The organism is Mucilaginibacter sp. P2_A5 (assembly GCF_056404995.1).
In genome coordinates, this window is record NZ_JBFUCY010000002.1 from 234,218 (window position 1) to 257,164 (window position 22,947).

The 22,947-nt window shown below is 43.5% G+C and carries 19 protein-coding genes; 8 read left to right on the forward strand and 11 right to left on the reverse strand.

Annotated elements, in window-relative coordinates:
- The first annotated feature begins 110 nt into the window (after positions 1–110).
- The 3 genes from rsmI to lnt are packed head-to-tail and all read left to right on the forward strand — an operon-like array spanning position 111 to position 3,018.
- A complete protein-coding gene (gene rsmI, locus AC1DXF_RS02605; RefSeq protein ID WP_477445818.1) occupies positions 111–833 on the forward strand; it encodes a 16S rRNA (cytidine(1402)-2'-O)-methyltransferase in 723 nt (240 codons plus the stop codon).
- A 3-nt stretch (positions 834–836) separates the two neighbouring features.
- Positions 837–1,373, forward strand: a complete 537-nt coding sequence (locus AC1DXF_RS02610) for a DUF1572 domain-containing protein (RefSeq protein ID WP_477445820.1) — start codon at positions 837–839, stop codon at positions 1,371–1,373.
- A 19-nt stretch (positions 1,374–1,392) separates the two neighbouring features.
- Positions 1,393–3,018: an apolipoprotein N-acyltransferase gene (gene lnt / locus AC1DXF_RS02615; RefSeq protein ID WP_477445822.1), complete on the forward strand. Its 1,626-nt coding sequence runs from the start codon at positions 1,393–1,395 to the stop codon at positions 3,016–3,018.
- Between the two features lie 73 nt (positions 3,019–3,091).
- Here the strand turns inward: lnt and AC1DXF_RS02620 are convergent, their stop codons facing one another.
- Together AC1DXF_RS02620 and AC1DXF_RS02625 are read right to left on the reverse strand one after the other, a co-directional pair.
- Complete coding sequence (locus AC1DXF_RS02620) at positions 3,092–3,469, reverse strand: DUF6249 domain-containing protein (protein ID WP_477445824.1); 378 nt, start codon at positions 3,467–3,469, stop codon at positions 3,092–3,094.
- Between the two features lie 347 nt (positions 3,470–3,816).
- Complete coding sequence (locus tag AC1DXF_RS02625) at positions 3,817–6,186, reverse strand: ABC transporter permease (protein WP_477445826.1); 2,370 nt, start codon at positions 6,184–6,186, stop codon at positions 3,817–3,819.
- 294 nt (positions 6,187–6,480) lie between these two features.
- Between AC1DXF_RS02625 and ppsA the strand changes: the two genes are divergently transcribed.
- On the forward strand, positions 6,481–9,135 hold the full coding sequence (ppsA, locus tag AC1DXF_RS02630; protein ID WP_477445828.1) for a phosphoenolpyruvate synthase: 2,655 nt from the start codon (positions 6,481–6,483) through the stop codon (positions 9,133–9,135).
- Between the two features lie 462 nt (positions 9,136–9,597).
- Here the strand turns inward: ppsA and AC1DXF_RS02635 are convergent, their stop codons facing one another.
- From AC1DXF_RS02635 to AC1DXF_RS02675, 9 genes are all read right to left on the reverse strand, one after another.
- Positions 9,598–10,437: a hypothetical protein gene (locus tag AC1DXF_RS02635; protein ID WP_477445830.1), complete on the reverse strand. Its 840-nt coding sequence runs from the start codon at positions 10,435–10,437 to the stop codon at positions 9,598–9,600.
- Between the two features lie 5 nt (positions 10,438–10,442).
- Entirely contained in the window at positions 10,443–10,925 is a 483-nt protein-coding gene (locus tag AC1DXF_RS02640) for a YybH family protein (RefSeq protein WP_477445832.1), read from the reverse strand.
- 94 nt (positions 10,926–11,019) lie between these two features.
- Positions 11,020–12,258 (reverse strand): serine hydrolase domain-containing protein, encoded by a 1,239-nt coding sequence (locus tag AC1DXF_RS02645; RefSeq protein ID WP_477445834.1) that lies wholly within the window; start codon positions 12,256–12,258, stop codon positions 11,020–11,022.
- 273 nt (positions 12,259–12,531) lie between these two features.
- Positions 12,532–13,515 (reverse strand): hypothetical protein, encoded by a 984-nt coding sequence (locus AC1DXF_RS02650; RefSeq protein ID WP_477445836.1) that lies wholly within the window; start codon positions 13,513–13,515, stop codon positions 12,532–12,534.
- A gap of 62 nt (positions 13,516–13,577) precedes the next feature.
- Entirely contained in the window at positions 13,578–14,153 is a 576-nt protein-coding gene (locus tag AC1DXF_RS02655) for a hypothetical protein (protein WP_477445838.1), read from the reverse strand.
- A gap of 19 nt (positions 14,154–14,172) precedes the next feature.
- Entirely contained in the window at positions 14,173–14,397 is a 225-nt protein-coding gene (locus AC1DXF_RS02660) for a hypothetical protein (RefSeq protein WP_477445840.1), read from the reverse strand.
- Between the two features lie 37 nt (positions 14,398–14,434).
- Positions 14,435–14,920 carry a hypothetical protein gene (locus AC1DXF_RS02665; RefSeq protein ID WP_477445842.1) on the reverse strand — a complete coding sequence of 162 codons (486 nt, stop codon included), beginning with the start codon at positions 14,918–14,920 and terminating at the stop codon, positions 14,435–14,437.
- Between the two features lie 57 nt (positions 14,921–14,977).
- The gene (locus AC1DXF_RS02670; RefSeq protein WP_477445843.1) at positions 14,978–15,781 is read right to left on the reverse strand and encodes a hypothetical protein; all 804 of its coding nucleotides are present in this window, start codon (positions 15,779–15,781) and stop codon (positions 14,978–14,980) included.
- Positions 15,782–15,839: 58 nt separating this feature from the next.
- Positions 15,840–16,682 carry a hypothetical protein gene (locus tag AC1DXF_RS02675; protein ID WP_477445845.1) on the reverse strand — a complete coding sequence of 281 codons (843 nt, stop codon included), beginning with the start codon at positions 16,680–16,682 and terminating at the stop codon, positions 15,840–15,842.
- Positions 16,683–17,070: 388 nt separating this feature from the next.
- On the opposite strand from AC1DXF_RS02675, the gene AC1DXF_RS02680 reads away from it, so the two are divergent.
- The 4 genes from AC1DXF_RS02680 (at position 17,071) to AC1DXF_RS02695 (ending at position 22,771) form a co-directional block, all read left to right on the forward strand.
- Positions 17,071–17,721 (forward strand): M15 family metallopeptidase, encoded by a 651-nt coding sequence (locus tag AC1DXF_RS02680; protein ID WP_477445847.1) that lies wholly within the window; start codon positions 17,071–17,073, stop codon positions 17,719–17,721.
- Positions 17,722–17,850: 129 nt separating this feature from the next.
- Positions 17,851–19,608, forward strand: coding sequence for a KAP family P-loop NTPase fold protein (locus AC1DXF_RS02685; RefSeq protein WP_477445849.1), 1,758 nt, complete (start codon positions 17,851–17,853; stop codon positions 19,606–19,608).
- A gap of 762 nt (positions 19,609–20,370) precedes the next feature.
- Complete coding sequence (locus AC1DXF_RS02690) at positions 20,371–22,014, forward strand: sensor histidine kinase (protein WP_477445851.1); 1,644 nt, start codon at positions 20,371–20,373, stop codon at positions 22,012–22,014.
- Between the two features lies 1 nt (position 22,015).
- Positions 22,016–22,771 (forward strand): LytR/AlgR family response regulator transcription factor, encoded by a 756-nt coding sequence (locus tag AC1DXF_RS02695; RefSeq protein WP_477445854.1) that lies wholly within the window; start codon positions 22,016–22,018, stop codon positions 22,769–22,771.
- Positions 22,772–22,947: the final 176 nt, after the last annotated feature.

Genomic DNA, 22,947 nt, shown 5'->3' on the forward strand with positions numbered 1-22,947 from the left:
GTGCGGTTTGCAGTTTTTTTCCATGATTCGGCGGATATGCCTTTTCAAGCAAATCAATGCCTGCTGCAAAATATCAACTGCGAACTGACAACTACTAACTGCAAACTGAAATGCCAGGCAAATTATATTTAGTACCCACACCAATTGGCAATTTAGAAGACATCACCCTTCGAGCGCTTCGCGTGTTGAAGGAGGTGGATTTGATATTGGCCGAGGATACGCGTACATCGGCACCGCTGTTAAAACACTTTGATATTCACCAGAAGGTGTTTGCGCACCATCAGCATAATGAACACCAGTCGTCAAATGAGATCATTAAATTTTTGCTGCAGGGGAAAAATATCGCGCTGATATCTGATGCCGGTACGCCGGCGATATCCGATCCGGGTTTTTTCCTGGTGCGCGAGGCTTTGAAGTTCAATTTGGATGTGGAGTGCCTGCCCGGCGCCACGGCGTTTGTACCGGCGCTGGTAAATTCGGGGTTCCCTACTGATAAATTTTGTTTCGAGGGCTTTTTGCCTTTGAAAAAAGGGCGACAAACCCGTTACAAGTTTTTGGCTACAGAAGAGCGCACCATCATACTATATGAATCGCCGCACCGTTTATTGAAAACGCTGGACGAAATGGCGCTATATTTTGGCGCAGATAGACTAATCTCCGTATCGCGCGAGCTGACTAAAATGTTTGAAGAAACCGTGCGCGGAACAGTTGCCGAAATAAAATTATATTTTGAAACACATCCGCTAAAAGGCGAGTTTGTAATGTGTGTGGCCGGGGCCGAGCCGAAGCCTACAAAGAACAAGTACAAAGACGACGATAACGACGAAGAATAGCATATGGAGGTTTATTTAAATAGTGCCATTACGCAGTTTGCCTATTACAAAAAGTTAGGCGAAAAAACATTTACGCAATTAAACGACGCCGACTTGTTTTGGCGGTTTAATGCCGAAAGTAACAGCATCGCCATTATCATCAAGCACCTATCGGGCAACATGCTGTCCCGCTGGACTAACTTTTTGATTACAGATGGTGAAAAAGAATGGCGAAACCGCGATACGGAATTTGAAGATACCATTAACACCCGCGAACAGGTAATGACCGCCTGGGACCAGGGCTGGGATTGTTTGTTTAACGCGCTAAATTCGCTAACAGCCGAAGATTGGGAAAAAACAGTAAAAATCCGTAACGAGCCGCACCGGATTGAAGATGCCATTAACCGACAGCTGGCCCATTATCCGTACCATATAGGCCAGATTGTATTTATCGGGAAAATGATAGCCGGATCAAAATGGCAGTCTTTATCTATCCCGAAAGGGAACTCCGAAAAATATAATGCCGATAAATTTGCAAACCCGGGCGATACCTTCAAATAGAACTCCCTGATATATATTAATGAAAAAAAAGCTTCCCTTAGCCATACTCTCCGGTTTGTTATTGTGGATAGCATGGCCACCAACGCCTTATACAACATTCCTGCTTTTTATTGGTTTTGTGCCTATGCTGCTGGCAATGGAAAACATTATCCAGTCCACCTCTGCAAAAAAAGGAAAACAGATCTTTAACACCACATTTATTGGTTTTTTTATATGGAACACAGCATCTATCTACTGGGTTTACAACGCGTTAAAACAGGTTGGTAACCTGGCAGCTATCCCGGTTACCCTAATACCTTATTCATTAGGGCCACTGCTAATGGCTACTGCCTGCTGGTTATATTATCGCCTGCGGTTGTTAACCGGCCGCAGTTGGGGCTTAGCCGGCCTGGTTTGCCTGTGGATAGGTTATGAATACCTGCACCAAAGCTGGGATTTAAATTTCCCGTGGATGACGCTTGGTAATGGCTTTGCGGTAAGCCATCAATGGATCCAGTGGTATGAGTACACCGGGGTTTATGGTGGCACCATTTGGGTTTGGGTGGTAAATATCCTGGCATTTTTAATTTATGTTGGCTTGCGCGAGGCACAAACAAAACAACTCCGGTTAAAGCTCGTCAGCGGGTTTGTGCTGGCCATTGTTTTGCCGATGGGTTTATCGTTATGCATTTATTATAACTACACAGAGCAAAACAATCCATCAAACATTGTTGCCGTTCAACCCAATATCGATCCCTATGAAAAAGAGGGCACCATTCCCGCTGCCAGGCAAATTGATATTATGATCGGCCTTTCAAAACAGATAGCACAACCCAACACTGAGTTTTTTTTATGGCCCGAAACTGCCATCCCCGAATATATAGATGAGGATAGGATTCAGCAAAACCCATATTACCGGCAGGCGCATGCTTTTTTGCGCAATTATAAAAACGGAAACCTGCTAACCGGGGCCGAAACCTACAAGTTATACAATACCCGCAAAACAGCAACAGCCAGCGAAACGCAACAGCCGGGCGTATTTGCAGATAGCTTCAGCTCGGCATTGAATATCGAAAATGGGGATAAGGTACAATTTTACCATAAATCGCGGCTGGTGCCGGGGGCCGAATCATTGCCGTTTGGTAAAGCGCTGTCGTTTTTAAAGCCCGTGTTTGAGCATCTTGGCGGCGCCACCGGGGCGTATGGCAGCCAGGCAGATGCCGATGTTTTCTATTCGCAAAGCGGGATAGGCGCCGACCCGGTGATTTGTTTCGAATCTATCTGGGGGGCGTATGTTGCGCGCTCGGTTAAAAAGGGGGCGCAGTTTATAGCCGTTATTACCAACGATGGCTGGTGGGAAAACACATCTGGTAAAGACCAACACCTGGATTATGCCAAACTGCGGGCCATTGAAACCCGCCGCTGGGTGGCCCGGTCGGCCAATACGGGTATCTCAGCATTTATTAACCAGCGCGGCGATATTGTGCAGCAAACCAAATGGTGGACCAAAACAGCCATCAAACAGGATATCAACCTAAATTCCGACCTTACTTTTTACGTAATACATGGCGATTACCTACCCGTAGCCGGCAGCGGGGCTGCCGTTTTGCTAATCCTGTTTATTGCTATAAAGACACGATTTAAGAAAAGGGCTATTGCGGCTTAAATAGTTCCTGGCCCAATGCAAAAGGCCTGTCTGCTGAGCAGACAGGCCTTTTGCGTTAATTGATTGTGTAAAATTATTTCTCCAGCCTTGCATCTTCTTTATCCAGCACTTCCTTTTTTTCTATGCGGTATGACATGAATAAGCCGCCGCCGCCAAATATGGCTATAAGTGAAAAGTAGAGTGCTGCTACATCGTCGTCAGATATGCTGCGAAACACGGTGTGATCTAAAACGAAAGCTAAAAACAAACCTACACCAGCACCAACAAGCAACAGGCCCCATTTTAAGTTTTGGTAAGGAGCAGATTGCGGCTTGTAAGCCCGTGGGTCCATGCCACGTTCTATCATTGCCATGCGCTCGCGTTTGTGTAAGTAAACTATGGCAAAGATCATTGCAAAAAAGCTCGTGGTAATAACAATGCCTGCTAATATTCCTAAATTCCCGGTATCCATTTTATTTAAGTTTTAATAAGTTAATAAAGTTCTTTTTTTCAAACACCCTAAATGGTGTATTTGCAAGCTGTGACAACACGGTTTTTAAAGAGGTTACAGGCACTGCGAAAAATAATTGAAGATAAGTGCCCGCTTTTTTGCATTAGCCAAAAGAGCCCCCGGAGAGGGCACATACTACCGCCGATTAACAATTGGCGATATGAGGCCGGCTATTTGGAACGATCGTTCTAAATAAACTTGGACTGCACCCGGAATGTTATGTTATTACTTTGCGTTTTGGAACAGTTGTTCCAAAACGCAAGTTAAATATTCAGGCTTTGTATAGTTGGGATTTTTAATAGTTACTTTCACTCTGCCCTCAAACTCCTTACCGGGTTGGCGCTTGCTGCTTTTATTGATTCGTAACTAACCGTGAGCCAGGCAATGCTTAACGCGGCCGCAGCAGCCACAAAAAATATGAGCCAGCTAACATTAATGTGGTAGGCAAAACCCGACAGCCAGGCATGTACAGCATACCACGAAAGGGGCAACGCTATACAAATGGCTATTAGAACAAGCCTTGTTATTCCCGAGGATAATAAATATACCACGTTAAAAACAGATGCGCCCAATATTTTACGCACGCCAATTTCTTTGGTTCGCTGTTCGGCTATAAAGGCAGATAAACCATATAAACCAAGGCAGGAAATAAAAATACCGATGGCAGCAAACAGTTTAAAAATATTGCCCATTTGTTCTTCGCTATGGTAAAGATTAGCCATTTGTTGGTCGACAAAATTAAAGCTGAACGGGTAGCCCGGGTTAAGCTCTTTGCTTATTTTTTCTAATGCGTTTATGGTTGCCGGGGTAGCGCCGGGTTTTGTACGGATCACTACTATACCGCCACCCCTGGTTAGAGAAAGGATCAACGGCTCTATGGCTGTCTGAACCGGTTTAAAATTAAAATCCTTTACTACGCCAATAATTGTACTTGAATTACGGCCCAATTTAAACTGCTTACCTATCGCTGCCCGGGCATTGGATATGCCCATTAACTTCAGCATTTTTTGGTTAACAACACAGTTACCGGAATCGGTAGTAATTGATTCCAAAAAAAAGCGACCCGCCGTTAACTTGATCTTAAATAAATTAAGGAAATTCTCACTTACGGCCAATATCGGGATCGGATCGGTTAAAATTCGCGGATCTTTGCCTGGCCATAATGCCAGTGCCCCGGCCTCTGGGTTCACGGGCAATTCACTGGTAATGGCAAAATCACCGGTGAGCGGGTTTCGTTTTAATTCGCTCCTTAATAGCGATTCTTTATCTTCCATGCCTCCCTCAACATTCATATACAAAAGATTGGCTTTGTTAAAGCCCGGGTTCCTATCTTTAATATATTTAAGCTGTTTGTAAATAACCATCGTGCCTATCAGCAATACAACCGAAACAACAAATTGGGTAACCACTAAACTATGGCGGAAAAGTAAATTGCCGCCCATCGATTTTACATTGCCCTTTAGCACATTAACAGGATTGAAGCCCGATAAGAACAAGGCAGGGTAGCTGCCCGATATTACCCCGGTAAATAAGGCTATACCCAAAAGACTTAACCAAAGCGTTGCATCGGCCAGATTAACAAAAAGTTGTTTCCCTGCCAGATCATTGAATACCGGCAGGAATAAAACCACTATACAAAGCGCAAGGAATAGCGATAAAAAAGCAATGAACACCGATTCGCTTAAAAACTGGAAGATCAGCTGGATGCGGTGCGCTCCCGCCACTTTTCGCAAGCCAATTTCTTTGGCCCTGCGGGCCGAGCGCGCGGTAGCCAGGTTCATAAAGTTGATGCAGGCAACAGCAAGTATCAAAATAGCCACAATAAAAAAGATTCTTACATAAAGCAAATTCCCATGCCCCGGCGTCCCCATTTCCACGGTTGGCGAAAGGTGAATTTGAGTAATGGGCTGCAGATGGAACGCGCTTTTAATTTGCGGCTCATGCTGATGATAAATCTGGAGCACCTGGTTTTCCAGCGTTGGCATAGCCATAGCCGGATCAGCACCTTCGGATAACTGAATATAGGTATGAAAAAAAGGCACTTCCCACTGTAGTGATGCTACCTTTGGAATTTCCTTAAACAAAGCGGCCACCGGCATGATCATGTCAAATTGCAAATGCGAATTAACCGGAGCGTTGGCTAAAACACCGGTTACCATTACATTTTCAGTTTTATCCTTTTTTAAAAACTTGCCAATTGGGTTTTGATTGCCAAAGTATTTTTTTGCCGTTGCTTCGGTTATTAAAACGCCGTCTATTTGTTTTAGCACCGTCGTCCTATCGCCCTTTATAAGGCGAAACGAAAACACATCCAGAAAATTAGCGTCCGTATAAATTAGCTTGTTTTCTACAAACGTTCTATTATTGGCTTCAAACAGGTGACTTCTGTCCAGGGCGTCTACACGGACAATGTTTTTAACCGCCGGCATTTGCGCCTTTATGGCGGCCGCCATTCCTGTAGGTGCCGCCGTCAGGGTAAGGCCGTCAACATCCCAGGTAACCCGGTATAACTGTGCTGCGTTTTTATGAAACTTATCGTAACTTAATTCGCTTTGCACCCAAAGTAATATCAGTATGCATGAAGCCAGGCCAATGGCTAAACCAACTATATTGAGTGCAGAATAAGCTTTGTCCTTAATTAAATTGCGGTAGGCGAGTTTAAAATAAGTTTTGATCATAGGTATATAGGTTTAATAAACGTGACTAAGTTGAGGCCGGGAGTTGTGAGTGATTATTTAACAGCTTTCGGTTTATCTTTTACGGGCCATCGCGTCGCTGTCCAATCCCCCAAAAGAAAAAAACGGTCATTACCCGGCACCAAAAGCTGGCAGATAGCGCGGCTCCGCAACCCCTTGTTTGTAAGGATAACGCCCTGTTTAAATGATTATTGCGCGAAAAAATTTATAGTCAAAAAACAGCATTTTGATACCTGATACCTTATATTTTTGGGTGCATATCTCAAAATATACATTATGCTGATACTACAAAACAACCTTAATTCAACAAACAATGCACCCAAATATGTGCTCAGTTTCCAGGAGGCAGACAGATCAATGATCATGCTTGCCGGGGGCAAAGGCGCAAACCTGGGCGATCTTTGCCGGATTGAGGGGATCCGCGTGCCGGAGGGTTTTTGTGTTACCACCGAAGCGTATAAAAAAATAACGGGGAATAACCCAGAGCTAAATGGCCTGCTGGATGAATTAGAGGGTTTTAAGGCCGATGAACAGGAAGGCATCAACACCGTCTGCTCGAAGATTCGCGAGGTTATAGAGGAGATAGTTATTGCGGGAGAGATAGCACAGGAGATTGCCGGGCACCTGGCAAAGTTCGGCGGACAGGAAGCCTTTGCTGTACGGTCAAGCGCTACAGCCGAGGACCTGCCCACAGCATCCTTTGCCGGCCAGCAGGATACGTATTTGAATGTGATAGGCAAGGAAGCCATCCTGAAACATATCAGCAAATGCTGGGCCTCGCTGTTTACCGATAGGGCTGCAATTTATCGCATCCAAAATGGTTTCGATCATCGTAAAGTGCAGCTGGCGGTGGTTGTTCAGCAAATGGTTTTCCCGCAGGCTGCGGGGATTTTGTTTACTGCCGATCCTGTTACCGGTAACAGGAAGGTGTTATCTGTTGATGCCAGCTTTGGGCTTGGCGAGGCCCTGGTATCGGGCCTGGTGAATGCCGATAATTACAAAGTGTGCAACAGCCATATCACAGGCAAAAAAATATCTGCCAAAAAACTGGCCGTTGTCGCCCAGAAAGGGGGCGGCACCCAGGAACAGGAGATTGAGCCGGAGAGCCAGAACAGCCAGGCGTTAACAGACGGGCAAATTTTACAGATGGAACGCATCGGCAGAAAGATAGAAGAACATTTTGGCAGCCCCCAGGACATTGAATGGTGTTTAACTGATGATACATTTTATATTGTACAAAGCAGGCCAATTACTACCCTGTACCCAATCCCCGAAAGCAGTGAACCAGGAAACCGTGTTTATATATCTGTCGGCCATCAACAAATGATGACCGATGCGATGAAACCGTTGGGATTATCGTTATGGCAGTTAACCGCTTTCAGGCCGATGTTTAAAGCCGGCGGAAGATTGTTTGTTGATATTACGGATAACTTAAGTACCCCCCTTGGCCAAAAAATGATAATAGATGCCATGGGCGAACACGATCCGCTCATAAAAGACGCGGTTGTAACCATTGTAGAACGAGGCGATTTTATAAAACCGGCACAAACCGGCAAAGAAGAACCGCGCCCTGTTAAAAGTAGTGCAGGTAAATCGTTCGCGGATATCCAGGCGCAAATCAAAAACGATCCAGCTATCGTTGCTGATTTGATCAAAAGCAACCAGCTATCGGTAAACGAGTTAAAAGATAACATTCAAACAAAATCGGGGGCCGACTTATTTGATTTTATCCTCGAAGATGGCCAGCAATCAAAGAAAAACTTATTCGTACCGCAAAACATGAGCGCAATTATGGCTTCTGTAGATGCTTCAACGTGGATTAATGAAAACATCAAAAAATGGCTGGGCGAAAAAAACGCGGCAGATACGCTTGCCCAGTCTGCTCCCAATAATATTACATCAGAAATGGGCCTGGAGTTATTGAACGTCGCCGATGTGATAAGGCCCTATCCCAAAGTGATTGAATATTTACAACAGGCAAAGGATGATAACTTTTTGGGCGGCCTGTTTGAGATTGAGGGCGGAAAAGAAGCGTGGGATGCTATTTATGCTTACCTGGATAAATATGGAATGCGCTGCGCCGGCGAGATAGATATTACCAAAACCCGCTGGAGCGAAAACCCGGGGGCGCTTATCCCCATCATCCTTGGTAATATCAAAAACTTTGGGCCCGGCGCCGGTAAACGCAAGTTTGAGCAGGGGCGACAGGAAGCTTTGAAAAAAGAAGAGGAATTATTAAGCCAGTTAAAGCAATTGCCGGATGGCGAACAAAAAGCCAATGAGACAAAACAAATGATCAGCCTGCTCCGCAATTTCGCCGGTTATCGTGAATATCCAAAATATGGCATAATTAGCCGCTCCTTTGTTTATAAGCAGGCGTTACTGCGGGAAGCCGAAAAACTGGTGGCGGCCGGGGTTATTAATGACAAAGAAGATGTCTACTACCTCAGTTTTAAGGAATTTCACGAAGTGGTGCGCATCAATAAACTGGATTACCAGCTTATTAACCAACGAAAAGACGAACACAAATTAAATGAAAAATTAAACCCGCCGCGGGTTATCACATCCGATGGCGAGATAGGTGCAGGTAAGTACAAAAAGGAGCACCTCCCGGCCGGGGCCATTGCCGGCCTGGCTGTCTCGTCGGGGCTTATAGAAGGCCGGGCACGTGTCATTTTAAAAATGGAAAACGCCAGCCTGGAAGATGGCGATATCTTAGTCACCACATTTACCGACCCCAGCTGGACACCTTTGTTTGTATCCATCAAAGGCCTGGTAACCGAAGTTGGCGGACTGATGACCCATGGCGCGGTTATCGCCCGGGAATACGGCCTGCCGGCAGTTGTTGGGGTAGAGCATGCTACCCGGCTGATTAAAGACGGGCAGCGCATCCGGGTGAATGGGACGGATGGCTATGTAGAAATACTATGAATTATGGCGTAACCCTCCTTTGGTCGGGTCGGGCTATACACTTATACGCCTGCGGGCATTAGGCGCGAGGCCGGTATTCGTTGCTATCCCTTACGCGAAAAAAGGATATTGCAGGCTCAGCGCTATGCAAAGCAGCTGTTCAGCCTGCGGCCGGTGTTTTCAGGTTGAACGATAACCATTTTATCAAACTGTTTTCACCCGCGGTAGCACAACAAAAGATCGGCTATATTCGTCAAAATCCCGTTAGGACATACAGGATTGGTTTATGCGCCGAAGATTACATCTATTCAAGCGCATCTAATTATTCCGGTATTGATGGGATCACTGATGTTGATTGTTTGTTTTTGTTATCCAGTAGTCTCCGGCTACAGGCTTGGTAGTTCGATTTCTCCGACTTCGCACAACGGGGTCAACTTAATTGGTTTAAATATGATGGCTTGCTAATGCAAATCCAATTCAGCATTAAGCTGTTTTTAATAAATGGACGCCAATAAGGTAATACATTACAAAAGGAATGGCGGGAATAGCCACCAGGTAGCCTGCTGTACCAAAAGGCTCTGGCCAGGACGGAGGTATTAGTTCCAACAAAATAGCAATTAAACTACAGCCCACATACCAACGGGATGCAGGTTTACTGAGTGAGCCTGTTATTTTGAGCGCCACCGCAAAAAGGAGAGTACCCAGGTAAATCAATACAACTTCGGCCACGCTGATCACATAAAATAAACTCTTTATGGCACTGTACAAATCCGGGCGTTTTGCGGCCGGGCTTGCAGCAAACAGCCGGAAAGCATCGGTAAGGTAATAACCCCAGAATGCCATATTGATAATAAACAGGGGCATTGCTATGCTCAGCGCTGCAAATGCTAATACCGAATACAGGTTTTCCCCTGCTTCTTGTAGCCGCGTTTTCAGCAGGGCGGCACCCAACAAAAGTAAAATGCCGCCTGCTATAAGGATGGTGTAGCGGGTTTGCTGTTCGGCAGCGGAGTTAACCCAGCCCTGCAATGACGAGGGCGGCGGCCCCATGCCAGCAAAGATGGAGAATAACAACCATGGTATAAATAGTAACAGCGCGGTAATAACCTGTTGCCTGCCTGTTCCATCTTGTTTCCAAAGCCGGTGCGCACCGAGATGATATGCGGAGAAGATCATCAGACAGGCATTTAAACCCCAAACGGGTAAATAAAATTTATAACTTACCGAACCTATGCCAAAAGCAATAACCATGGTTACCGGTGGAACAAGCCATAGGTATGCCCGGCTCAGTTTTTGTTTAAATGAAGTAGAATTGTTATACATCTCAATTATTTTATTCCTTTTTCCAGTTTAGCATTTTGCCCGGCAAGTATCTTCCAGGAACCATCGCGTTTTACCAGTACTATCATTCTCCGGAACTCAAACGTTTGGCCGGGAAAACGCTCGTCGCCATCTAAGCCGGTACGTACATGTGATATAGCCAGGTCAGGATATGGGTAGGTGATATCTTCAACTGCACGTGTATAGTAATGCGTGGATTTAAAGTACGTGGTATGTACTTGCTGATAGTGAAATTGAATATCATCCCGCCCTTTATAATGAGCGCCAAACCAGTTTACCCAGGTGGCATCAACGGTATAATTATCGGCAAGGCCTTTTGCATCGTGGCGGTTCCAGGCGTCTTCATAATTTTTAACGAGCTGCCTTATCTGCGTGTTTTCCTGGGCAGTGTCTGTTTGCTGGCTGTAGGCTTTAAAACCATACAGCCAGCACAAACAAACTACTATTAACTTAAAACCACTAACTTTCATAACCTGTTAATTTAAACTTAAAACGCTTTTAGTATATCAGTTGGCGGCCTACGCGTTCAAACCCATGTTGTTTCCTGCACTCGTGCCTCGCGGCTTATTTAGTGAACAAATCGTCAGCGGCCCAGGTTGGATTTTTGGCGTAGGCCTTCCAGAATATCTGGTCTAAATCATAGTCGAAGTTGACTTTCCAACTACGGGTATTAGTCAAAATCACAAAGTTAAACCCGTTATCCAGCCGGGCCTGTTCTGTAGCTGTACCGGGCAGACTTCCCGTATGAGCGTAGTTATTGCCTGTAATACCCCAACCGCACCCATAACCTGCATTGGCTGTTGAGCCGGTATACATTATATTTAAGGTTGATGGTGTAAGAATATCCGTACGTACCGGAAATTTATCAATATAAACCAGAAACCTGGCCAGGTCGGCGGCTGTGGCAACCCATCCTCCGTGCGAGTCCATCCGGCTTACATTCATTGCATAAGGATCTTCGCCATACTGGCCGTAATAAGTAACTTCTTTTGGTAGTTTTTGTGCAAGTGTATTACCGCCAATGGTCATATCTGTAATGCCGATAGGTGTCAATACCAATGTTTTCACAGCTTCTTCATAGGTTTGCCCTGTAATTTTTTCTATGACGCGGCCTAATATGCAATAACCAAAGTTCGAGTAATCATAGTTTGTGCCCGGCACATGGTCAAGCGGGCGGTTATCTAACGTCCAGGTGATGAGTTGTGCAGCTGTCAATGTTGGGTTACTGAACATCGGGTCGTTCACTTCGTTACCCCAGCCTCCGGATGTATGATGCAACAGTTCATCAATCGTAATATCGGCAATATGCGCACCGTAGGCCTTTGTGCCATAGGTTTTACCTAAAAGCGCGCCATCGCCAAATACTTTGTCGTTCAGCTTTATTTTACCCTGATCAAGCAATTTCATTATAACCACCGAGGTAAACTGCTTTGAAAGGCTGGCTAAACGGTAGCGATCGCTGATCAAAGCTTTGGTACCCTTAGATTTATCGCTTGTGCCATAGGCTTTCAGATAAACCAATTTTTCTCCTTTGGTGATAGCTACAGATACTGCCGGCACGTTATATGTGGTCATAAAGGCATTTACTTCATCATCTAAAGCAGCTACAGCAACTTTGCTGGCAGCAAGGGTATCAGCGTCGGTTCCGGTTCCCGGATCGGTCTTGGTGTCCGTTTTAGTTACAGAAGGCGAGTCTTTGCTACAGCCGGCAAAAAGCAGCAAGCCGGCAACCGCAATTAATTGGGTAAATTTTAACGCATTCACCGCAAAGCGGCAAATACCGGATTTATAAATTTTTTTCATAGGTAGTAGGTATTTGTTGTTTAATTATTAATCGGACCCTGTTAACCACGGGGAAGCCTGACAGGGAACCCAAAGAGACATAAATAGGCGGAAAAGGACTTTCGCGTTTGTTGCAAATCCTTTTGATTTTGTTGCATACTTAACCGAACACATAAATAACCGTTAACTAATCTTTTCTTTAGAACGAAATGGGTTACAGCCACGCTAACTTATTCCCTGTCACATACAAGCACGGCATCATTACCTAACATACAGTACCTGCGTTAACCGGGCCTATTTGCAGTTGTAAGTAAAAGCGTTTATGCCCGAGCCATTAAGTGCCATGCTAACCGGGAAATTCTTCTCATTGTATTGGTAGGTAATGGTTGAGTTAATGGTATTAGGTGGCAAGGCGTCGTTACTTGTCAGTTTCCCGGTAATTTTAACCGGGTTATTTTTACTCATAATTGCGCAGGCATTTGCCCAAAAACGAACCAGGTCTAAGCTATATATCTTAAAATTAAGAAAATAGGGACCTATAAATTCCCAATATTTGGAGATAGCCGTGTATGGCGAGGGCTTATTGTCATAAGTTATATTCAGCTCTTCATCAGATAATTGCATAGAATCAATCCGGGTCTGGCCGGTTTGCGGAACTTTGACCTCTTCCTTGTAATTTCTTACAATTTTTACTTTTGTTAGGTTGTCATTGGCGTCATAGGTAAAATTGAGATCAGCTCTGTAAATTGTAAAAAAAGTGTTTTGCCAGTAACCATTGGCCGGCATCGGTACAAATACCGAAACCAGTCGTTTCTTTGCATCATATTTTAATTGATACAAAGTGCCTACTGATGTTTGGTATATAGATCCAGGGTTACCATCATAAATATTCCCGTTGCCACCAATATTACTATAGGAAGCGTTATAACCGGTAAAAGTGTCAGTAACTTTAGAAGATGTAATAGTTCTGACGAAGGGTCCGTAAAAGTAATTGGGCGCTATCATCTTTGTAAGCAGGCCTTTATCATCATACTGAAAATTACGGAGTCCAAGTGCCTCGTCGACGTCACTTGTAATAGTACAGCCCGCGATATTTACTACGGGGGGAGTAGGGTTATTGGACGGTTTGCCGCAACCGTACAAAGTAATTAATAAGCCACACATAAGTAAGGCGGCAAACGTGGATTTGGCAATGATTTTTGTGTTCTCATTTTGTCCGGACCTTTTGGGGATGTTTTGCCCGCAGGTAAATGCAATGTATTTTTGAAGTGTTTTCATTTCTGGTAGATTTATAGATTTTCTTGTTGTAGTTTTATAAAATGCTTAAAAGAATGCCGCGTTCAATCGGGCTCCAGTTTTATAGGGATGGCGATATCTTTTCCCACATCAAGGATGTGTAAAGCAAGGCTCCTGGTGTTGTTGGGCACTTCAAAAGTTACGGCAGCAATCTTCTCCGCATGACGTTCCACTAATTCACTTAATTCGCCGGTTGGCGGGGTAAGTGCCCCGTCAATAGCAAGCCTAAAACCCTCATTCCAAAATGTAGCCGGCGAGTAATTGCTGTTGTTTTTGTATTTTATTTTAATTTCCAGCGAATTACTTTGGGGTGTTATAGCTTCAAGCGATGAGGTAAGGATTGTATATTCATGGTCTTCAATCTTTACCCTGCTCATTGAAAATACCGGCTTAAGGTTTTCGACCGGCTTTTGTAGTTCATCTTTTTTAACCGGCAAAGTGTCGGCCTCTTTTTTTGCCTCTTGTTTTGTTTCGGTGGATATTTTGTTTGATGCCGCCGATTTGCTGAATAAACCTGCCCCGTTTAATGCTACAATTAAACCTGTAACCGCAGTTACTACAGCAGCAAGGCCGGTAATAATTCCCGGCACGGTGGTCCAAAAGTTTTTTTCATCCGGCATAATGATATTTTGTTAAGGTTTATCGGTTTGGGTTAACGGGATTGCTATAATCCCGCCCATTTTTATTTATAAGCTTTTTCTTTTTTCTGCTGTCCATAATCAGGGTTACTACGGCAAATATGAATACGGCCAACATTGCCAGGATCTCCTGGGTGTTTTTTTTGACAATGCCATCCGCCACGCAAATGGGGCCCAGCACTGTCAGGCAAATAAGGGTTGGTTTTCTCGGCAATAAAATGGCCATGGTAAATAATTTAAAAGGTTTTTAGTGGTATAATAACTTATTGTACAACCAGGTCTACGTCGGCATCAACTTTATTATCGGCTTTAACCTTGTCCCAAATGTGCACCTTAACGTGGTAGGTTTCGCCGGCTACCATAGGTTTGGCAATGGTAATATCCCCGCGCAGTTCGGCAGCAGCAGCCGGTGGATGACCCTGGTCGTTGGCAAAAAGGTCATCGGCTTTGAGCACCGGGGCGCCCTTTTTATCGGTTATCAGCAACATCATCCCCGGAAAAACCTTTCCGTCCTTAATGCCATAATTGTTTAGCCCGAGCGCTACTATAGCTATTTGGGTATTAATTTGTACTTTATTATCGGTCATCCGTTTGTTGGCTGCATCTATCAATAACATGTCCCGAACGATAAAGCCATTGTAACTGAAGGATAGGCCGGTGCGCAGGTCTGTTTTGGTGCCTTTGCTAAAGTTGCAACCGCCCAATACCAGGCAGCCTAATATCATCGTGATGATGAGTTGTTTTTTCATTTCCATTATTTATTGGGATAGTTGAATTAAGGGAGTGGTAATCTTAACTGCTTCCTGCTATTGGTAAGCGATATCGGTAATAATGTTATAGTAAGAATCGGCCGGATCAATCTCTTGAATTTTATCTATGTAACCCCGGGCGTTTTTATGATAGGTTACATTATAGGTATGGCCAAGCTTTTTTATTACCGATGGTAAAAGCTTGCCGGCATAAATTCTTGGGAAAATATAGCCGCTGCCACCATTATTATCAGGCACATAATCGCTTGGATAATCGGCAGTTCCCAGGTAATCGAACCCGAAATTTTTGCCTCTGAGCGTGTTTACATTATCGGCAGAAAAACCGGAATAGGTGGTGGTATAAGTATTGCCGATGTTATCAGTGGAGGTGTTGGATACCAGGTTGTCATTATCATCCCAGGAATAAGCATAACTAAAGTGGCCTATAACCTGCCCGCTGGCTGTGCGGGTTTGCACTATTTTTATTAACCTCCCTTTGCTATCGTAGCTAAATGCCGAATTATATCTTTCGGCAGCGTAATAACATAATACACCGCTTATCCTTCCTTCTGTTAAATTTACATCCGTAATTATGTTATCATTAGGGCCATTGGGCCTTACTATTTCAAAGCCGCCGGCATTGTAGGTTACTACGCCGGTAGCAGTACCTACTGTGGCAAGTCTTTTTTTATCGTCGTATGTATTATTGTACACAACCCTTAAATTGGAGTACATTACTACCATTTGTGTAACTAATGGCGAAGGCACTATAGCAGGATCTGTATTGTTGTTATCTTTTGAACAGGATGCGAATGTTGCCCATATAAGCAATAGCACTGAGAACTTTTTTAAATTTTTCATTGGTAAAGTATTGTTCGGGTTGTTTTTATGAAAAAAACTTTTGAGGAATGGGCACCTGTTACTGGTAGGCAATATCGGTGTATACAAAATCTTTTGGATCGCTTGTGTCGGTTTCTTCTATCCGGTCTATATAGCCTTGGGCGTTTTTGTGATAGGTATAATTAAGGGTTAAGTTGCTTAGTTTCCATACAGTTGGCAAAATTTTGCCGGGATATATAAATGGTAAAATACCGTTGCTTGATCCATCTCCGCCCGGATAAAACTGACCTGTGTAACTCGCGGTTCCAAAGTAATCAAAGCCGAAGTTTTTACCAGTTAGTGTGTTCGTATTTTCTGCATTGAAACCCGAGTAGGCTACTTTGTATTCACTCTCTGGATGGGCCGGATCATAGTTGTTTGAAGCCACCAGGTTGTCGTTATCGTCCCATGTGAAGGTATAGATAATAGTACGGGATGGGTACGGGGGAGCGGCGCCAAGGGTAATTGTTTGCTGGATTTTGATTAAACGCCCTTTGGCATCGTAACTAAACGCGGCATTGACCGGCAGATTTTGGTTCACCTGGTTAATGAACTCGTTATAGATAGCAGATTTTACCCTCCCGTTTTCTAAATTGAAATCTATAACCTTTTTTTTGTTAGCTTCAGTCGTATTTACAATTTGAAAGCCACCAAGATTATAAGTTATTGGATTAGTGGTATGGTTATCAAAGCCGGTACTGACCAGTCTTTTTTGATCGTCATACGTGCAGTTAAAAATACCACGTCCGGAATAGGTAGTAAACGCCATAGTTTTAACTAATGGGTTTGCCGAAGTTTTATCGATGTTATCATCGTTTTTGCTACAAGTTGAAATGATTGCCACCAGAAGTGCAACCGCAAAAGCAGATTTAAAAATTTTCATACGCTGATAGATTAAGATGCATTGATCTGAAACCGCGCCAGGCCTTATTTATACAGGCGGTAACATTGGTACAAATCGTTCACAAATAAACATAGCCCGCTAAAAAAACACTTTCGCGTTTGTTGCAAATTCATTTGATTTTGTTGCATCCGGATCCGAACCCATGCAGGCAAACAATTGTTCATTAATCGGATACCAGCTGCGCGTTGTTGGAGTTGCCTCCATAAGTGCGGCGCGGGAAAGGATGAGGAACACCAAAAAGGCAGAAAAAACTATAAGTTCAGCCTATTGCTTTTTATTCCTATTATGTTTATTTTTAGACATTAAACGTTGGCTTACAGTATTATAATAACTGACCAGCGTTTTATATTATTAAAAAACCAGCCTTATGTCAAAAACCAAAACCACACCTATTAATCCGGAGGTAGCACATTATATGCAGCCGGTGCCCATTTCATTTGTTAAACCTTTTAATACCGGCTTAACAAGTGCCGGCGAAAAGTTTATGCGGGCCAAATTAGGCGATCCGAAATTGCCGTTATCACATAACGACTGCCTGAACGACCATGCCAGCGATATTGTAAAAAAATCGCTTAAAACCATTAAAATAAATAACCATCTGTCTATCACCGGGATAACAGAAGCTGTTGAAAGTGTTGAACGGGTATTAAGAAAGGCATTTGCGCAACAAAAGCTTGCCCCCGAAAGTCATGACCTAGAAAGTGTGCTGCGTTCGCCGGGGATGATTTGCGTACGGTTGCGTAATGTAACATCGGGGCCGCCATCAAATGCAATCAGTAACCATTCGTGGGGAACAGCAATAGATTTCAATATACTTGGCAACGAGCCGCCGAAAGACACAGGGAAATTTGTGCCAAGATTTATTGCTGTTTTAATACCTCTTTTTAATCAGGAAGGCTGGTTTTCTGGTGCCGGCTTTAGCAAATCAATGGATAGCATGCATTTTGAGGTATCGGAAGAGGAATTGAATAAATGGTTCCCCAAAAGTGGTTCTGCTGCTGTAGGGGCTTCAGCCTGATACAATTATTACCTGTCATTGTGGTATTAATGCCGTTTAATACACATTCAAACTATAAGCAAAGCGGATTTGCAAAAAACAGTATTGCAGATGTACTATTAGATTTTACATTTATATAAACCAAATCTCATGACATCAGAAACCAGCGCTTCCACAGAAAGTATCGAAACCGAAGAACCGAACGGCGAAAAAGTAACTGTAGGTGGTTCGGGAATCACAGATCTTATTGCCGACCTGGATCATGATACGCTGGGCTTTAAACCTTATGTGGAGGCGATTTATTCTTTTCTTTTGCACAAATCTACCAAGCCGCCGTTTACTTTGTCAATCGAAGGTGAATGGGGCTCCGGTAAATCTTCATTTATGTACCAGTTAGAGCAGTCCCTGGAAAAAGTCCCTAAACAAAAGACTGTTAGATTTAACGCCTGGCGACATGACAAGGTAGAGACCATGTGGGCGGCTTTTGCGCTAAACTTTACTGAAAGCCTTACCAGGCAACTACGTTGGTACCAGCGGCCGCTTGTTCATTTTGAAATCAACTGGACACGTTTTGATTGGTCAAAGGGATGGTTTCCTTTAGTCAAATCCGTTGTGTTGTATGCTTTTTATGGCTACGTCATTTTTTTGTTATATCATATACTTAGCACCGACAAAATCCGGGAGTTTATCCCAACAGACGATAAGCTTGAATTAATAAAGATTCTGCCTGCGCTTGGCTGGACCGGATTGGTGGTGGTGGGGTTGCTGATTCTGGGTAAACTGGCAGAATACACCGGGAATCCGTTAAAAGCCGACTTGCAGAGATTCATCAGCATGCCCAATTATGAAGGAAATACCTCGTTCATTGAAGATTTTCACCGCGATTTTGACAGATCGGTGAAAACCCTGACAAGAAAAGACAAAAAGGTTTTTGTGTTTATTGATGACCTGGATAGGGCGGATATACCAAAAGCGGCAGAATTGATGCAGGGATTAAATATGATGATCTCCAGTTCTACCAAGTTAATCTTCATTATAGGGATGGACAGGGAAAAGGTTGCAGCCGGGATTGCGGCAAAATACAAGGATTTGCTCCCTTTTTTAAATCCATACCAGTCGGCTCTTAATACGCCCGATGGGCTATTGGAGGCAAGACGATTTGGTTACACTTTTTTAGAGAAATTTATACAAGTTTCTTTTAACATTCCTCGCCCCGATCAAAAAAACGTTATAAAGTTCATCAACGCGCTTGGTGCTCCGGCAACTGCTGCCGAAGGGAGTAGCCCGGTACAGTACCTGCCTAAATATACTATTGAAGACGGCGAAGCAGAATCAGAGGCATTTAAAAAAATTGTTAATTTGGTGGCGCCGTTTTTTGACAACAACCCCCGCAGGCTTAAACAATATATCAACAGTTTTAGGTTGCAAGCCCATATCGCTAACTCAATTGGGTTATTTAATTCAGCTAAGGAGGCTGGTTTCTCGGCATTGACCATTCAGCAGCTAGGCAAGTTTGTGGCCATTATTACACTGTGGCCAGATATGGTGGCCGAGTTAAATGACGACAGCAGTCTGCTGAAATATATTGCCGACAAGGATACTGGTAATAAAAACGGGGATGAATGGAAAAAGGAAGATCAATTGGTGGAATTAATAGACCTTGTTGATCAGGGCGATGCATCAATTAATATAGAGGATTACAATCTGGCTAAAATTAATATCCTTGCTTTAACCAGGACCTCCACGTTCTATCGTAGTCCAACAGGCCGACGATCGGCCAATTCGACGGCGCCAGCGACAGCAGAAAGCAGCGCACCTGTACAGACGGGGACAGACGACGATGATGATGATGATGACGACGACAATGAAGTGCAAAATCGGGGAGATGCCCGGGATAATCTAAAATAGCCCGGCTACAGCAAGGTACTTTCGCTGCCGCTCAAACCTTGCCGCCCACTCGATAGGTAAACGCCATGCTAAAGTAATGAATATACAAATCCTGGGGGGCGTCCGGGATTTTGTGTTTTTAAACGGGGGGCAAAAATGTAATATAAGAGCATTAAGGTTAACAATAAGCATTGCTGATTTGTCCTAAAGGCATGGCGTATACTTAGCATATGGGCGCACAAGCCCCGGCTGTTCGCAGTCTCCGAACGCTTATGCCTGTAGTTTGTAACTACCGCAACCACTTCATTATACCCCAAAACACCATGTTTCAAAAAAGGGTTAGCTTATCTGCGATGAACAACAATTTGTTATATGACTTTTGCGGTTATTGGTTGAAATAGGTGTATTTACCTGTAGGCAACTGGCATAATAGTTCGATTTCTCCGACTCGAACAGCGGAGTGTAAAGACCTTCGGGCCAATTTTAAAGTTATTGCGCGAGCGCTTCGTTTGCGCGCCCTTAATGTTTTTTCTGCAGGTACCTGTATTTCGCGAGACATAGTTTTCAGCCGCTAACGTAAGTGTAAAACAGTGGCTTGTTAAATACTTTAACAAGTTACTGCAGCCGCCATGATACACTTGCCACAATTAATTTATCCAGCCGATTAAAGCCATTTATATATTCAGTAAAAAAGAGCCATATACTAATGCATAGCGGTTGTTTACTGTTTGTTAATTGCCCGGTTATGCTTTTAAACACAGATTTGGTTAAATTTAAAAACACATGAAAAAATATTTTCTTTTTATCGCCGGTTTAATCATTTCGCTGTGCAACTCAAGGAGTATGGCTCAGCATATCGCTCCTACAGAAGCCGATATGAAGCGGTTTATGCACAACATGAGTGATGATAGTGCTGACAGATGGTCGTACAGCGGATTTTCTTTTTTTAATGAAGGCGCCCCTAAAGCCCCTAAATTTGATGTATGGATAAAGGCCCATTCAATAGATAAAATACACCATTTTTTCGGCTTTAGTTTTAAAGGAAACATATTATCCGCTCAATTATATAATGCTGCTGAACTTGAGCTGGCAACCACTTCTATAACGCCGGCTAATGCAACTCAATACCAATACCGTGTAGTGACTAACGACAGCCTGGAACTAGTACCGTGGACAACGCCCTCTGTTTTCAAATCGAACAAATTTACATCGTATGCCTATTTAGGAAAATTTAATTGCAGGCGTAAAACCATAATGCTCATGATAGCGAAAAAAAACGACAGGAGCAATAAATCGGTATATGTTTATAACAGCGATGACCTACCGCCTGTGAAGATCAGGGCGATGTTTGTAGAATATCCCACCGGCCTCAGCGCCAAGAATAAGTCGGATTGGAACAAGGGTTTTGGCATCTTGTCGGCTAAGAATCCTGAAGGTATCAACTTAGATATAGAAGGCATCTCGCAAAACGAACTGTATCACGTTTATATTAAAAGAGAATCCTATGGTAAGGAAACTTTTTTTTCCGTCGGAAATAATTGGGAACATAATTTCAACTCGCCCTTTCCCTCAATACGCATTAGCAGTTCCTTTTTCAATAAACCGGGGAAGTATACTATAATTATAAGGCCGGAGATGGCAGCTGGGTATAATAACCCGGTAATCATCGGGGAAGAGGCCAGGGCATACTTCACCGTTTATCCCGGACCGGTTACCCTCTCCCTTAAAACGGTTGAATTCATTATTCTGATCATACTAACCACGGGCGGTTTTATGTTTATGATGTATCGCCGTAAGCAAAAACAAAAACTGGAGCGCGAGGCCCGCGATAAACAAATAGCCACGCTGCAATTACAAAGTGTGCGTGCGCAACTGAATCCCCATTTTATTTTTAACGCGTTAGCAGGCGTTCAAAACCTGATGAATAAGAATGAAGTTGAAAATGCCAATAAATACCTTGCCCGGTTCGCGCGGCTTACCCGCAACATACTGGATGAGGGACAAAAGGAACTGACCACTATTGATCATGAAACAGCCATGCTGACCGATTATCTGCAAATGGAACAAATGCGTTTTGGCTTTAAATTCAGCATTGATATTGAACATGATATCGACCGGCAAATAGAAATACCCGCCATGCTGCTACAACCTTTTATTGAAAATGCGGTTAAGCATGGCGTATCAAACTTAAAAAATGAAGGCGTAATAACGGTTAGCATTATTAAAAAAGGTGATGATATTGTATTGTCGGTGCAGGATAATGGAAAAGGTTTTATTGGCAAGCAACCGGATGGCATGGGTATCAAGCTTTGCGAAGAAAGAATAAAACTGCTTAACAGCATCTATAAAAATACAGGTATCTTGCTCCATATAAATCCGGATAGTAAAGGCACATTGATAACCATTGAACTGAAAAACTGGCTATAACATGAGGGCGCTTATAGTTGATGATGAAATATCGAACCAGGAAAACCTGCAGCATTTGCTAAAAAGCTATGCACCTGATGTACAGGTATGCGCAGTGACGGGCACCGTTGAGGAGGCGGCAAAAGCTATTAAATTACACCGGCCCGAATTGTTGTTCCTGGATATCCAGTTGTATGACCAGTCGGGGTTTGATCTGCTAAAACAACTGGATGAAATAAATTTCGAAATTATTTTTATTACCGCTTACAATCAATACGGCATACAGGCCGTAAAATTTGCAGCGCTCGATTACCTTTTAAAACCCATTGATATTGATGAACTGGCAGTAGCGGTAAACAAAGCACGGAAAGCCGTTCAGCAAAAGAATAAGAACGAACGGTTAGGCCACCTGCTTGAATATTTAAAGGAGGAGAATCCTACCAGCCCGCGCATAGCCCTGCCGCTTTTTAGCGAAACCCGATATGTAAATATTAATGATATTGTGCATTGCAAGGCTGATAATACCTATACCCAGTTCGTACTTACCAATGGCGAAAATGTGCTGGTATCAAAAACACTTAAAGAGTATGCCGACATGCTTGCCGGGTATAGTTTTTTGCGTACCCATCAATCGCACCTGGTTAATATGGATTATATTAAAAGTTGGTTGCGCGAAGATGGTGGCACCCTGCTGTTAAAGAATAATACCAAAATACCAGTATCAAAACTAAACCGACAAAAGGTGAAGGATATCCTGGCGGTGCAGTTTAAATTATAGTTTTCATACAAAATACAATAACCACTTCATTTATATTCTTGTAGTCTGGAGACTACAGGCATAGTAGTTCGGAGACTTCAACAGCGTAGGGTTAAAAATAAGCATTGTTGATTGTTCTAAAAGGATTGTGTATACTTAGCTTGCGGACACACAAGCTGTTACCGGGGCATTTTTGC

Bases quoted from the DNA above. Each gene is read 5' to 3' on its own strand.
- AC1DXF_RS02675 (WP_477445845.1), bottom strand. From the start codon at position 16,682: ATGAAAATTTTTAAATCTGCTTTTGCGGTTGCACTTCTGGTGGCAATC.
- AC1DXF_RS02665 (WP_477445842.1), bottom strand. From the start codon at position 14,920: ATGAAAAAACAACTCATCATCACGATGATATTAGGCTGCCTGGTATTG.
- AC1DXF_RS02635 (WP_477445830.1), bottom strand. From the start codon at position 10,437: ATGTATAACAATTCTACTTCATTTAAACAAAAACTGAGCCGGGCATAC.
- AC1DXF_RS02640 (WP_477445832.1), bottom strand. From the start codon at position 10,925: ATGAAAGTTAGTGGTTTTAAGTTAATAGTAGTTTGTTTGTGCTGGCTG.
- rsmI (WP_477445818.1), top strand. From the start codon at position 111: ATGCCAGGCAAATTATATTTAGTACCCACACCAATTGGCAATTTAGAA.
- AC1DXF_RS02685 (WP_477445849.1), top strand. From the start codon at position 17,851: ATGACATCAGAAACCAGCGCTTCCACAGAAAGTATCGAAACCGAAGAA.
- AC1DXF_RS02670 (WP_477445843.1), bottom strand. From the start codon at position 15,781: ATGAAAAATTTAAAAAAGTTCTCAGTGCTATTGCTTATATGGGCAACA.
- AC1DXF_RS02660 (WP_477445840.1), bottom strand. From the start codon at position 14,397: ATGGCCATTTTATTGCCGAGAAAACCAACCCTTATTTGCCTGACAGTG.
- AC1DXF_RS02650 (WP_477445836.1), bottom strand. From the start codon at position 13,515: ATGAAAACACTTCAAAAATACATTGCATTTACCTGCGGGCAAAACATC.
- AC1DXF_RS02695 (WP_477445854.1), top strand. From the start codon at position 22,016: ATGAGGGCGCTTATAGTTGATGATGAAATATCGAACCAGGAAAACCTG.
- AC1DXF_RS02625 (WP_477445826.1), bottom strand. From the start codon at position 6,186: ATGATCAAAACTTATTTTAAACTCGCCTACCGCAATTTAATTAAGGAC.
- AC1DXF_RS02610 (WP_477445820.1), top strand. From the start codon at position 837: ATGGAGGTTTATTTAAATAGTGCCATTACGCAGTTTGCCTATTACAAA.
- AC1DXF_RS02620 (WP_477445824.1), bottom strand. From the start codon at position 3,469: ATGGATACCGGGAATTTAGGAATATTAGCAGGCATTGTTATTACCACG.
- AC1DXF_RS02655 (WP_477445838.1), bottom strand. From the start codon at position 14,153: ATGCCGGATGAAAAAAACTTTTGGACCACCGTGCCGGGAATTATTACC.
- AC1DXF_RS02680 (WP_477445847.1), top strand. From the start codon at position 17,071: ATGTCAAAAACCAAAACCACACCTATTAATCCGGAGGTAGCACATTAT.
- AC1DXF_RS02690 (WP_477445851.1), top strand. From the start codon at position 20,371: ATGAAAAAATATTTTCTTTTTATCGCCGGTTTAATCATTTCGCTGTGC.
- ppsA (WP_477445828.1), top strand. From the start codon at position 6,481: ATGCTGATACTACAAAACAACCTTAATTCAACAAACAATGCACCCAAA.
- AC1DXF_RS02645 (WP_477445834.1), bottom strand. From the start codon at position 12,258: ATGAAAAAAATTTATAAATCCGGTATTTGCCGCTTTGCGGTGAATGCG.
- lnt (WP_477445822.1), top strand. From the start codon at position 1,393: ATGAAAAAAAAGCTTCCCTTAGCCATACTCTCCGGTTTGTTATTGTGG.